Source organism: Bacillus tequilensis KCTC 13622 (assembly GCF_000507145.1).
In the GTDB taxonomy this organism is placed as follows: domain Bacteria; phylum Bacillota; class Bacilli; order Bacillales; family Bacillaceae; genus Bacillus; species Bacillus tequilensis.
Genome location: NZ_AYTO01000034.1, coordinates 1 through 11,750 on the forward strand (window position 1 = coordinate 1; position 11,750 = coordinate 11,750).

The window sequence follows — 11,750 nt, forward strand, 5'->3', positions numbered from 1 at the left end:
TACAGGGGAATTGATATTTTAAGGGAAAAATAAAGGCTGTCGAGATTTTCTCGACAGCCTGAGCCAAGGCATTCAGCCTTGGCTTTTTTTCTTTTATGGTGCGTCTTCGGGATCGATATACCCTTGCTTAATGCCCCATTCCACTTGATCGTCATGCCACTTTTTTCGTTCTTCATAGCCATAACCATCGTTATCAGGAAGCTCTGAAGCTGGCTGTTGAATGGTTTTATCGGACTGGCTCGAGGAAGAAGGTGGATCCTGACTTTTAGATGAGGGTGTCTTGGTCTGCTGCCGTTCTGCCTGCGATTGCCGCTTTTTTTCAGCGTTCGCTTTCTGCTCTTTTTGGATTGCTGCCTGCCGCTGTCTTTCAAGCTCAGCTTGTCTTTCCGCTTCCGCTAATTGCTGTCTCTCTGCAGCCTGCTGCTCTGCCAATCTCTGCCTCTCCGCCGCTTCCTCCTGCTGTTTCTTTCGTTTCGCTTCCCGCTCTTTTTCCCGTTTTTTCTCGGCGGCGATCTGTCTTTGCTTCTCGGCTTCTTCTTTTGCCTTCAGCTTTCCTAACTTGGCAGCGAGTGGACTCTCGAAATTCCTGTCCGGTGAAACGGGTTTTAGTTTTTTCAGCTCTTTCTCTGGTTCCTTTTGATCAAATGCTGCGGCTGTCTTAACCGTTTCAGCTTTTGGTTCAGAAGATGTGCTGCTATTCGAGCAACCGGTTAATATCAATATGAAAAATAAAGCAAGCTGTATCAGTTTGTTCATGTGTCAGACTCCCTTCTGCTCCTTATATCGGTTATCAATTAACTTTACTTTACATTTTTTCCTGTCGGTGGTTTTATGAGAAGCTGTGAAATAAGGAAAAGGATGGGAGGCGACTATTGATTCTATATATAATAGAATCAGGTGTTTACTATTCTCGGCTTCATAATGGGGTGTCAGCGGCTGGATGTGGGAACAGCAAATCAGCTATTTTCAGCATTTCCGGGGATCGGTCATGAAGCACCGCAGGCTGAACCGAGCTTATTCGACAGAACACTTGATGCGTGGCTGAGCGGGGCAGAAACTTTACATTCTGGGTGCAGATGAAAGATTTTCTTTTTCGCTCTTGCACTTACAGAAAACCCATGTTACAATGAAAAAGTTGTTCCGGATAAGTCGTTCTTGACTAAAGATCCGGCATTGTGTAGAATAGTTATTGAATTGAATATAAATCACAAGCAGAAGCACCCGCTTCTCACCTGATTGACACATGCATGTAGTTGGCAGGTTGACCGTACATTTTTATTGATACAGATGTTCGTAGTGTGGGTGTTTTATAATGCCCGCACTTTTTGTTTGCCTGCAAATGCAGTCAAAATGAGTTGTGAATCAATTCGAAGAAACTATGGAGGTGGCTCATTATTAGCAAAGATCAATTGGTTAATGAGGGTATCCGTGCACGTGAAGTTCGTCTGATCGGACAAAATGGCGATCAGCTCGGCATCAAGTCCCGTCAGGAGGCACTTGAAATCGCCGGCCGCGCAAATCTTGACCTTGTATTAGTTGCAGCGAATGCAAAACCGCCTGTATGCCGCATTATGGACTACGGTAAGTTCAGATTCGAGCAGCAGAAAAAGGACAAAGAAGCACGCAAAAATCAAAAAATCATTAACTTAAAAGAAGTTAGATTAAGTCCGACAATCGATGAGCATGACTTTAACACGAAATTGCGAAATGCGATTAAATTCCTTGAAAAAGGCGATAAAGTGAAAGCTTCTATCCGCTTTAAAGGACGCGCAATCACTCATAAAGAAATCGGCCAGCGCGTATTGGACCGTTTTTCTGAAGCATGTGCGGAAGTTGCGACTGTCGAAACAAAACCAAAAATGGACGGCCGCAGCATGTTCTTAATGCTCGCGCCGAAAAACGAAAAGCAATAAGGAGGAAATCCCATGCCAAAAATGAAAACTCACCGCGGATCTGCTAAACGTTTTAAAAAGACAGGTTCTGGGAAGTTAAAACGTTCTCACGCATATACAAGTCACTTATTCGCCAACAAATCTCAAAAGCAAAAGCGTAAGCTTCGCAAGAGTGCCGTTGTAAGCGCAGGAGACTTCAAACGCATCAAACAGCAGCTTGCTAACATCAAGTAATCGGACAAGGAACAATTAGGAGGGAAATTTTATGCCAAGAGTAAAAGGCGGAACTGTGTCGCGTCAGCGTCGTAAAAAGGTTCTTAAATTAGCAAAAGGTTATTTCGGTTCAAAACATAGATTATACAAAGTAGCAAACCAGCAGGTCATGAAATCTGGAAACTATGCTTTCCGTGACCGTCGTCAGAAAAAACGTGATTTCCGTAAGCTTTGGATCACTCGTATCAACGCAGCTGCTCGCATGAACGGTCTTTCTTACAGCCGTTTAATGCACGGTCTTAAGCTTTCTGGTATCGAAGTAAACCGTAAAATGCTTGCTGATCTTGCTGTAAATGATCTTACTGCATTCAATCAGCTTGCTGATGCTGCTAAAACTCAATTAAACAAGTAATTAGATAGAGCCGCTCTTCTGGAGAGCGGCTTTTTTCTATAAAGGATGAGGCAACATGGTGATTGCAGTCTATTTGGTGCTGATGAATCTGTGCGGTTTTTGGGTGATGGGTGTTGACAAACGCAAAGCGCAGCAGCACAAATGGAGAATTTCTGAAGACCGGCTGTGGCTGATAGCCATCGTGTTTGGAGCGCTTGGTGTCTGGCTTGGCATGCAAACCTTCAGGCATAAAACGAAACACGCTTCTTTTAAGTACGGAGTACCGCTTCTTCTTGTAATTGAAGCGATCTTGGTCGGCATTTACTACAGTCCGTTTGATTTATAAAAAGCAGAAAAGCGTTTTAACGCTCTTCTGCTTTTTTTGCGAGTTTAATGGGCTGGTCCCAGTCAATCTTACAATTTGGATATCGTTCCAGCACTTTTTCTTCAATGTTCTCAAAATCATTTGCAGAGAAATGCCTTAGCTTCTCAGGAGATTCTGTCCAGACAAAGATCGTGTGGATAAATAGCGGATGATCCTTGGAAGGAATATGCTTTTCTCCTTCAAAAAGCACGCCTTTATACGTCAGCTGAAAGTTCTTCCGAGCATTGTTCTGTTCATCGACAATATAAAAATGTTCTTTTGATTGGGCCAGCTTAAGCCTTCTCTTTGGATTCGCGACATATTTGACCACGGCATAAATACAATAAGCAAAAAGTGCAAGCAATAAAATCCTTAAAACCATGACAAACATTGTGTGAAGGCACCCCCTTATTGTGATGATCTGATGTAATACGAAGAGCATTGAAAAAGGTTTCACTTTTTCTAAAAGAAAGTTCTAAAAACATATACCCGATTTTCAAGTGATTTAGTCGTATGGTTAGCGCCAGGTTTTGTATAATAAGAATGCAGGACTGATGAAGGAGGTTTTTGGAACATGGCAAAATTAGATGAAACACTGACCATGCTGAAAGATTTAACAGATGCAAAAGGCATTCCGGGAAATGAGAGAGAAGTAAGGCAAGTGATGAAATCATACATAGAGCCATTTGCTGATGAGGTCACAACAGATCGGCTGGGCAGTTTAATCGCCAAAAAAACAGGTGCGGAAAACGGCCCGAAAATTATGATCGCCGGACATTTGGACGAAGTCGGCTTTATGGTGACACAAATCACCGATAAAGGCTTTATCCGTTTTCAAACTGTTGGCGGCTGGTGGGCTCAGGTGATGTTGGCCCAGCGTGTCACCATCGTGACAAAAAAAGGCGAGATCACAGGAGTTATCGGCTCTAAGCCGCCGCATATTTTATCTCCTGAAGCGAGAAAAAAATCAGTGGAAATCAAAGATATGTTTATTGATATCGGAGCGTCAAGCCGGGAAGAAGCCTTGGGATGGGGTGTGCTTCCGGGAGATATGATTGTTCCGCATTTTGAATTTACGGTCATGAACAATGAAAAATTCTTATTGGCGAAGGCATGGGACAACCGCATCGGCTGTGCGATTGCGATCGATGTGTTAAGAAATTTACAAAACACAGATCATCCAAATATTGTGTATGGTGTCGGAACCGTGCAGGAGGAAGTCGGTCTGAGGGGAGCGAAAACGGCTGCACACACCATTCAGCCTGATATCGCGTTCGGTGTTGATGTAGGAATAGCAGGAGACACACCTGGCATTTCGGAGAAGGAAGCGCAAAGCAAAATGGGCAAAGGCCCGCAGATTATCATCTACGATGCATCCATGGTTTCTCACAAAGGTTTGCGCGACGCAGTTGTCGCTACCGCAGAGGAAGCAGGCATTCCGTACCAATTTGATGCCATCGCCGGGGGCGGAACGGACTCGGGATCTATCCATTTGACGGCAAACGGAGTTCCTGCGCTGTCCATCACCATTGCAACCCGCTACATTCATACGCACGCGGCTATGCTGCATCGTGACGATTATGAAAACGCGGTCAAATTAATTACAGAAGTCATTAAGAAATTAGACCGGAAAACGGTTGATGAAATTACGTACCAATAAAGATACGGAGGAATCCGCCTGTTGAGGCGGATTCTTATTTTTTATCTGTACAAATTATGACGGAGTGACTACAATAAAGAAGATACCGAAAATTTCCTGTACATGTTGATATATGATATGTTGCTCATTTGTAAGGAAGGGAGGAGTAACCACTATTTTTGTAAGCGTTTTCTATTCTAAGGGAGGTGGACAATATTGAAAAAGAAAAAAACATGGAAACGCTTCTTTCATCTATCTAGTGCCGCTCTGGCTGCAGGTTTGCTATTCACTTCCGCAGCTCCCGCAGAAGCCGCATTTTGGGGGGCATCTAATGAGCTGCTTCACGACCCGACTATGATTAAAGAGGGGAGCTCGTGGTATGCGTTTGGAACAGGGCTTACTGAAGAACGAGGTCTCCGGGTTCTGAAATCGTCGGACGCTAAAAACTGGACCGTACAAAAATCCATTTTCAGTACACCGCTATCGTGGTGGTCGAATTATGTGCCGAATTACGGTCAAAACCAGTGGGCCCCGGACATCCAATCCTATAACGGGAAGTACTGGCTGTATTATTCCGTTTCTTCCTTTGGCAGCAATACATCTGCCATTGGACTGGCATCTTCACCGAGTATCAGTTCGGGAAGCTGGAAGGACGAGGGCTTAGTGATCCGTTCGACAAGCTCTAATCATTACAACGCCATTGATCCGGAGCTGACATTTGATAAGGATGGCAGCCCGTGGCTTGCATTCGGCTCATTTTGGAGCGGCATTAAGCTGACCAAGCTTGATAAGAATACGATGAAGCCAGCAGGCTCGCTCTATTCAATTGCAGCAAGACCTAATAATGGTGGGGCGCTGGAAGCTCCTACCCTAACGTATCAGAATGGCTACTACTATTTAATGGTTTCATTTGATAAATGCTGTGACGGGGTAAACAGCACGTACAAAATTGCTTACGGAAGATCTAAAAGCATTACAGGCCCTTATCTTGATAAAAGCGGCAAAAGCATGCTGGAAGGCGGGGGCACCATTTTGGATGCCGGCAATGATCAATGGAAGGGCCCTGGCGGCCAGGATATTGTAAATGGAAATATTCTTGTTCGTCATGCCTATGACGCCAAGGACAACGGTATTCCGAAGCTTCTCATCAATGATTTGAACTGGAGCTCGGGCTGGCCGTCCTATTGAACGAAAAGCCGGGCGCTGCCCCGGCTTTTTTAAAAAGAAAAGATTGACAGTATAATAGTCAATTACTATAATGTAGTTGTTCGTACAAATTAATGTTTAAAGGTCATTTTCTCACTATTAGTACGTATCTTTATATTGTGTTTGTAAGCGTTTTATTTTATAGGGAAGGGGCAGTTTACATGCTTCAGACAAAGGATTATGAATTCTGGTTTGTAACAGGAAGCCAGCACCTATACGGGGAAGAGACGCTGGAACTGGTGGACCAGCATGCGAAAAGCATTTGTGAGGGGCTCAGCGGGATTTCTTCCAGATATAAAATCACGCATAAGCCCGTCGTTACCTCATCGGAAACCATCAGACAGCTGTTAAGAGATGCGGAGTACAGTGAGACATGCGCCGGGATCATCACATGGATGCACACATTTTCTCCCGCAAAAATGTGGATAGAAGGCCTTTCTTCTTATCAAAAACCGCTTATGCATCTGCATACTCAATATAATCGCGATATCCCGTGGGGTACGATTGACATGGATTTTATGAACAGCAACCAATCCGCACACGGCGACCGTGAGTACGGTTATATCAACTCGCGAATGGGGCTGAACCGGAAAGTCATTGCAGGTTATTGGGATGATGAAGAAGTGAAGAAAGAGATTTCTCGATGGATGGATACGGCAGCTGCATTAAATGAAAGCAGACATATTAAGGTTGCCAGATTCGGAGATAACATGCGCCACGTCGCGGTAACGGACGGAGACAAGGTAGGGGCGCATATTCAATTTGGCTGGCAGGTTGATGGATATGGCATCGGAGACCTTGTTGACGTAATGAACCGCATTACGGATGACGAGGTTGACACGCTTTATGCCGAGTATGACAGGCTTTATGTGATCAGCGAGGAAACAAAACGTGATGAAGCAAAAGCAGCGTCCATTAAAGAACAGGCGAAAATTGAACTAGGCTTAACCGCTTTTCTTGAACAAGGAGGCTATACAGCTTTTACGACATCGTTTGAAGTGCTGCACGGAATGAAACAGCTGCCGGGACTTGCGGTTCAGCGCCTGATGGAGAAGGGCTACGGGTTCGCCGGTGAGGGAGATTGGAAGACAGCGGCTCTTGTACGGATGATGAAAATCATGGCTGAAGGAAAAAGAACTTCCTTCATGGAAGATTATACGTATCATTTTGAACCGGGAAATGAAATGATTCTGGGCTCGCACATGCTGGAAGTGTGTCCGACGGTCGCTTTGGATCAGCCGAAAATCGAGGTTCATCCGCTTTCAATCGGAGGCAAGGAGGACCCTGCGCGTTTTGTATTTAACGGCATCAGCGGTTCAGCCATTCAGGCAAGCCTTGTTGATATTGGGGGACGTTTTCGCCTTGTTTTGAATGAGGTCAACGGACAGGAAATTGATAAAGACATGCCGAATCTGCCTGTGGCCCGTGTTCTCTGGAAGCCGGAGCCGTCATTGAAAACAGCGGCGGAGGCATGGATTCTAGCCGGCGGCGCACACCATACCTGCTTGTCTTATGAACTGACAGCGGAGCAAATGCTCGATTGGGCGGAAATGGCGGGGATCGAAAGTGTTCTCATTTCCCGTGATACGACAATTCACAAGCTGAAACACGAATTAAAATGGAACGAGGCGCTTTACCGGCTTCAAAAGTAGAGAGGGGGATGTCATTTGGCTTACACAATAGGAGTTGATTTCGGAACGTTATCAGGAAGAGCGGTACTCGTTCATGTCCGAACGGGGGAGGAACTTGCGTCTGCTGTAAAAGAATACAGGCACGCTGTCATCGATACCGTCCTTCCCCAAACGGGTCAAAAGCTGCCGCGCGACTGGGCGCTGCAGCATCCTGCTGATTACCTCGAAGTCTTGGAAACAACCATTCCGTCTTTACTCGAACAGACGGGGGTTGAACCGAAAGATGTTATCGGGATCGGAATTGATTTTACGGCATGTACGATCCTGCCTGTTGACAGTACAGGACAGCCGTTATGCATGCTGCCGGAATATGAAGAGGAACCGCATAGCTACGTGAAGCTCTGGAAGCATCATGCGGCCCAAAAACATGCTGACAGGCTCAATCAAATCGCGGAAGAAGAAGGAGAAGCTTTTTTACAGCGGTACGGAGGAAAAATTTCTTCTGAGTGGATGATTCCGAAGGTCATGCAGATTGCCGAAGAAGCGCCTCATATTTATGAAGCGGCTGATCGGATCATCGAGGCCTCAGACTGGATCGTGTACCAGCTGTGCGGCTCACTCAAGCGAAGCAACTGTACCGCAGGGTATAAAGCAATTTGGAGTGAAAAATCGGGATATCCGTCAGCTGATTTCTTTGACAAATTACATCCGTTAATGAAAACGATTACAAAGGATAAGTTATCGGGATCCATTCATTCAGTAGGGGAAAAAGCCGGTGGGCTGACTGAAAAAATGGCACGGCTGACAGGCCTTCTTCCGGGCACGGCTGTTGCAGTTGCCAATGTGGACGCTCATGTCTCCGTGCCGGCGGTCGGCATTACAGAGCCGGGGAAAATGCTGATGATTATGGGGACCTCCACGTGCCATGTTCTTCTGGGCGAAGAGGTGCGTATCGTGCCCGGTATGTGCGGGGTCGTGAACAACGGAATTCTCCCGGGCTATGCGGGATACGAAGCCGGACAGTCCTGTGTTGGCGATCATTTTGACTGGTTTGTAAAAACATGTGTCCCGCAAGCTTATCAAGAGGAAGCAGCGGAAAAAAACATTGGCGTTCATGAGCTGCTGAGTGAGAAGGCAAACCTTCAAGTGCCGGGTGAAAGCGGCCTGCTTGCTTTAGATTGGTGGAATGGAAACCGTTCAACCCTTGTTGATGCGGATTTAACAGGGATGCTGCTCGGCATGACACTGCTGACGAAGCCTGAAGAGATTTATAGAGCGTTAATTGAAGCGACGGCTTACGGAACCCGGATGATTATCGAAACGTTCAAAGATAGCGGAGTTCCGATTGAGGAGCTGTACGCAGCCGGCGGAATTGCTGAGAAAAACCCGTTTGTCATGCAGATTTATGCGGATGTGACAAACATGGACATTAAGATCTCTGGCTCTCCGCAAGCCCCTGCCTTAGGAGCGGCGATTTTCGGCGCGCTTGCCGCAGGTAAAGAAGACGGCGGATATGACGACATCAAAGAGGCAGCGGCGAAAATGGGAAAACTGAAAGATATATCTTATACGCCAAACGCCGAAAACGCCGCAGTGTATGAAAAACTGTACGCTGAGTATAAAGAGCTTGTTCACTACTTCGGAAAAGAAAACCATGTCATGAAGCGTCTGAAAACAATTAAAAATCTTCAATTTTCATCTGCCAAAAAGAATTGATAAAGGGTGATGGTGCATGCTTGAAACATTAAAAAAAGAAGTGCTGGCCGCCAACCTGAAGCTGCAAGAGCATCAGCTGGTAACCTTTACGTGGGGAAACGTCAGCGGCATTGACCGTGAAAAAGAAAGAATCGTTATTAAACCAAGCGGAGTTGAATACAGCGAATTGACAGCTGATGACCTGGTTGTTTTGAACCTTGATGGAGAGGTCGTCGAAGGATCGCTCAAGCCTTCTTCAGATACACCTACCCATGTTTATTTATACAAAGCCTTTCCGAATATCGGGGGGATTGTCCATACTCATTCTCAATGGGCGACAAGCTGGGCGCAATCGGGGAGAGACATTCCGCCTTTAGGAACGACCCATGCTGATTATTTTGACAGTGCGATTCCGTGTACTAGAGAAATGTACGATGAAGAAATCATTCATGACTACGAGCTGAATACAGGTAAAGTCATTGCAGAAACCTTTCAGCAGTCTAACTACGAACAGGTCCCGGGTGTGCTCGTGAACAATCACGGCCCATTCTGCTGGGGCAAGAACGCCTTAAATGCCATTCATAACGCAGTTGTATTAGAAACGGTTGCCGAAATGGCTTATCACTCCATTATGCTGAACAAGAATGTAAACCCCATCAATACCGTCCTGCATGAAAAGCATTTTTATCGAAAACACGGGGCAAATGCGTATTATGGCCAGTCATGATTCCGCTGTGTCACCGGCCGGCATTCTGATTGACTTGGACGGTACTGTATTCAGAGGAAATGAATTGATTGAAGGGGCAAGAGAAGCGATCCATACACTTCGGGGAATGGGGAAGAAAATCGTCTTTTTGAGCAATCGGGGGAATATCTCCCGTGCCATGTGCCGAAAAAAACTGCTCGGCGCGGGGATTGAAGCGGACGTTAATGACATTGTTCTGTCGTCAAGCGTGACAGCGGCTTTTCTGAAAAACCATTATCGTTTTTCAAAGGTGTGGGTGCTTGGAGAACAAGGCTTGGCTGACGAGCTGAGACTGGCTGGCGTGCAGCATGCGAACGAACCGAAGGATGCGGATTGGCTCGTGATCTCCCTGCATGAAACGCTCACGTACGAAGATTTAAATCAAGCCTTTCAAGCGGCCGCCGGCGGCGCTCGTATCATTGCAACCAATAAAGACCGTTCTTTTCCGAATGAACACGGCAATGCCATTGATGTGGCCGGAATGATTGGGGCGATAGAGGCTTCCGCTCAAGCCAAGACGGAGCTTGTTGTCGGAAAGCCGTCATGGCTGATGGCGGAGGCTGCCTGTACGGCAATGGGTCTGTCCGCACATGAATGCATGATTATCGGAGACAGCATTGAATCAGACATTGCGATGGGGAAGCTTTATGGCATGAAAAGCGCTTTAGTGCTGACGGGTTCTGCGAAACCGGATGACAAGCGTTTGTACATGCCGGATTATGTGCTGGAGTCTATTAAGGATGTAACCAAATTGGCTGAGGAGGGGATTCTGCTATGAACCGTATCGCAGCTGACGTGCAGCATGCTTTTGAACTCGCAGGAGAAAAGACGTTTCCTATAAAAGTTGAAGACATTGTTATCGATAAACAAGCAGCCGATCCGCTTTTGGATTATGTAAAACGAAAAAATAACAAACATATTGTCCTTGTCTGTGACTCGAATACACACCGCATTGCAGGCATTGATCTGGAAAACCGCCTGAATCAAGAAGGGTTTCAGGCCGAATGCCTGATCATTCCGGAAAATGAAGCCGGAGATGTAACGGCTGATGAACGGTCGCTCATTCATGTGCTGGTCCATACGAAACAAACAGCGGATGTCATGATTGCAGTCGGTTCAGGCACGATTCATGATATCGTCCGCTTTGCGGCCTTTCAAAGGGATTTGCCGTTTATTTCTTATCCGACCGCTCCATCTGTAGACGGATTTACATCAGCCGGGGCGCCGCTGATTTTATACGGGACGAAAACAACCATTCAAACGAAGGCTCCATCCGCGCTGTTCGCTGATCTGAATTTATTAAAAGCGGCACCCCAGTCAATGGTGGCGGCAGGATTTGGCGACATGCTTGGTAAAATCACGTCTTTAGCGGATTGGGAAATTTCCCGCCATCTTGCCGGCGAGCCTTATTCGCCAACAGGGGCTAAGATCGTTCAGGAGGCGCTTGACGCCTGTATCGCACATACGGAAGACATTGCGATGAAAACGGAAACAGGCATACAGGTTTTAATGCAGTCTTTAATCGTATCAGGGCTTGTCATGCTGTCCTTAGATCATTCCCGCCCGGCATCAGGCGGAGAGCATCATATTTCACACTGGATTGAGATGGAATTAATGGAGAAAAACCGGCCTCAGATTCTTCATGGAGCAAAGGTCGGCTGTGCCGCTGTTTTATTAACTGACACATACAGAAAGCTTGCTCAGGATGACGGACTGAATGAATTTTCTCCGCATCGGCGAGAAGCCATTCAATCTGCTTATCAATCACTCCCCGAAGGAGAAGTGCTCGCTGATTGGCTGAGATCAGCCGGAGGCCCTGCGTCTTTTGACGAAATCGGTGTCGGACAGAATTCCGTCAAGAATGCCTTCAGACACGCGCACACCTTAAGAGACCGGTGCACCGGATTAAGAATCATTAATGAAAACAAAACGCTGGTCAATCATGGTCTATATGAATAGCCCGCACCTCGAAGG

The 11,750-nt window shown here is 46.3% G+C and carries 13 protein-coding genes and 1 other annotated feature; of the genes, 11 read left to right on the plus strand and 2 right to left on the minus strand.

The features are described from left to right. Positions 1–93: 93 nt before the first annotated feature. The gene (locus V756_RS0111470; RefSeq protein ID WP_024714775.1) at positions 94–756 is read right to left on the minus strand and encodes a hypothetical protein; all 663 of its coding nucleotides are present in this window, start codon (positions 754–756) and stop codon (positions 94–96) included. Between the two features lie 447 nt (positions 757–1,203). Further along, positions 1,204–1,334: a sequence feature (ribosomal protein L20 leader region), on the plus strand. A 57-nt stretch (positions 1,335–1,391) separates the two neighbouring features. Between V756_RS0111470 and infC the strand changes: the two genes are divergently transcribed. Genes infC through V756_RS0111495 form a run of 4 tightly spaced genes read left to right on the plus strand, consistent with a single transcriptional unit; the run spans position 1,392 to position 2,842 of the window. After that, positions 1,392–1,913 (plus strand): translation initiation factor IF-3, encoded by a 522-nt coding sequence (infC, locus tag V756_RS0111480; protein WP_071543361.1) that lies wholly within the window; start codon positions 1,392–1,394, stop codon positions 1,911–1,913. 12 nt (positions 1,914–1,925) lie between these two features. After that, positions 1,926–2,126, plus strand: a complete 201-nt coding sequence (rpmI, locus tag V756_RS0111485) for a 50S ribosomal protein L35 (RefSeq protein ID WP_003184267.1) — start codon at positions 1,926–1,928, stop codon at positions 2,124–2,126. A 31-nt stretch (positions 2,127–2,157) separates the two neighbouring features. Beyond that, the gene (gene rplT, locus V756_RS0111490) at positions 2,158–2,517 is read left to right on the plus strand and encodes a 50S ribosomal protein L20 (RefSeq protein ID WP_024714777.1); all 360 of its coding nucleotides are present in this window, start codon (positions 2,158–2,160) and stop codon (positions 2,515–2,517) included. Between the two features lie 55 nt (positions 2,518–2,572). Then, entirely contained in the window at positions 2,573–2,842 is a 270-nt protein-coding gene (locus V756_RS0111495; protein ID WP_024714778.1) for a DUF1294 domain-containing protein, read from the plus strand. A 16-nt stretch (positions 2,843–2,858) separates the two neighbouring features. Here V756_RS0111495 and ysdB read toward each other — a convergent pair whose 3' ends face one another. Next, positions 2,859–3,251, minus strand: coding sequence for a sigma W pathway protein YsdB (gene ysdB / locus V756_RS0111500; RefSeq protein WP_024714779.1), 393 nt, complete (start codon positions 3,249–3,251; stop codon positions 2,859–2,861). A 183-nt stretch (positions 3,252–3,434) separates the two neighbouring features. Here ysdB and V756_RS0111505 point away from each other — a divergent pair, with 183 nt between their 5' ends. The 7 genes from V756_RS0111505 (at position 3,435) to egsA (ending at position 11,735) form a co-directional block, all read left to right on the plus strand. Beyond that, entirely contained in the window at positions 3,435–4,520 is a 1,086-nt protein-coding gene (locus V756_RS0111505; RefSeq protein WP_024714780.1) for a M42 family metallopeptidase, read from the plus strand. Positions 4,521–4,715: 195 nt separating this feature from the next. After that, positions 4,716–5,687 carry an arabinan endo-1,5-alpha-L-arabinosidase AbnA gene (abnA, locus tag V756_RS0111510; protein WP_024714781.1) on the plus strand — a complete coding sequence of 324 codons (972 nt, stop codon included), beginning with the start codon at positions 4,716–4,718 and terminating at the stop codon, positions 5,685–5,687. Positions 5,688–5,866: 179 nt separating this feature from the next. Then, the gene (gene araA / locus V756_RS0111515; protein WP_024714782.1) at positions 5,867–7,357 is read left to right on the plus strand and encodes an L-arabinose isomerase; all 1,491 of its coding nucleotides are present in this window, start codon (positions 5,867–5,869) and stop codon (positions 7,355–7,357) included. Positions 7,358–7,372: 15 nt separating this feature from the next. Continuing rightward, positions 7,373–9,052 carry a ribulokinase gene (gene araB / locus V756_RS0111520; RefSeq protein ID WP_024714783.1) on the plus strand — a complete coding sequence of 560 codons (1,680 nt, stop codon included), beginning with the start codon at positions 7,373–7,375 and terminating at the stop codon, positions 9,050–9,052. 16 nt (positions 9,053–9,068) lie between these two features. Continuing rightward, positions 9,069–9,758, plus strand: coding sequence for an L-ribulose-5-phosphate 4-epimerase (araD, locus tag V756_RS0111525; protein WP_024714784.1), 690 nt, complete (start codon positions 9,069–9,071; stop codon positions 9,756–9,758). Further along, the gene (gene araL / locus V756_RS0111530; RefSeq protein WP_081719848.1) at positions 9,736–10,554 is read left to right on the plus strand and encodes a sugar-phosphatase AraL; all 819 of its coding nucleotides are present in this window, start codon (positions 9,736–9,738) and stop codon (positions 10,552–10,554) included. The genes araD and araL overlap by 23 nt, the downstream gene beginning before the upstream one ends. After that, positions 10,551–11,735, plus strand: a complete 1,185-nt coding sequence (gene egsA / locus V756_RS0111535; RefSeq protein WP_024714786.1) for a sn-glycerol-1-phosphate dehydrogenase — start codon at positions 10,551–10,553, stop codon at positions 11,733–11,735. The genes araL and egsA overlap by 4 nt, the downstream gene beginning before the upstream one ends. The last annotated feature ends 15 nt before the right edge of the window (positions 11,736–11,750 follow it).

Coding starts and splice junctions, on each gene's coding strand:
- araD (WP_024714784.1), top strand. CDS start 9,069: ATGCTTGAAACATTAAAAAAAGAAGTGCTGGCCGCCAACCTGAAGCTG.
- V756_RS0111505 (WP_024714780.1), top strand. CDS start 3,435: ATGGCAAAATTAGATGAAACACTGACCATGCTGAAAGATTTAACAGAT.
- V756_RS0111495 (WP_024714778.1), top strand. CDS start 2,573: ATGGTGATTGCAGTCTATTTGGTGCTGATGAATCTGTGCGGTTTTTGG.
- ysdB (WP_024714779.1), bottom strand. CDS start 3,251: ATGTTTGTCATGGTTTTAAGGATTTTATTGCTTGCACTTTTTGCTTAT.
- rplT (WP_024714777.1), top strand. CDS start 2,158: ATGCCAAGAGTAAAAGGCGGAACTGTGTCGCGTCAGCGTCGTAAAAAG.
- egsA (WP_024714786.1), top strand. CDS start 10,551: ATGAACCGTATCGCAGCTGACGTGCAGCATGCTTTTGAACTCGCAGGA.
- araA (WP_024714782.1), top strand. CDS start 5,867: ATGCTTCAGACAAAGGATTATGAATTCTGGTTTGTAACAGGAAGCCAG.
- araL (WP_081719848.1), top strand. CDS start 9,736: ATGCGTATTATGGCCAGTCATGATTCCGCTGTGTCACCGGCCGGCATT.
- V756_RS0111470 (WP_024714775.1), bottom strand. CDS start 756: ATGAACAAACTGATACAGCTTGCTTTATTTTTCATATTGATATTAACC.
- rpmI (WP_003184267.1), top strand. CDS start 1,926: ATGCCAAAAATGAAAACTCACCGCGGATCTGCTAAACGTTTTAAAAAG.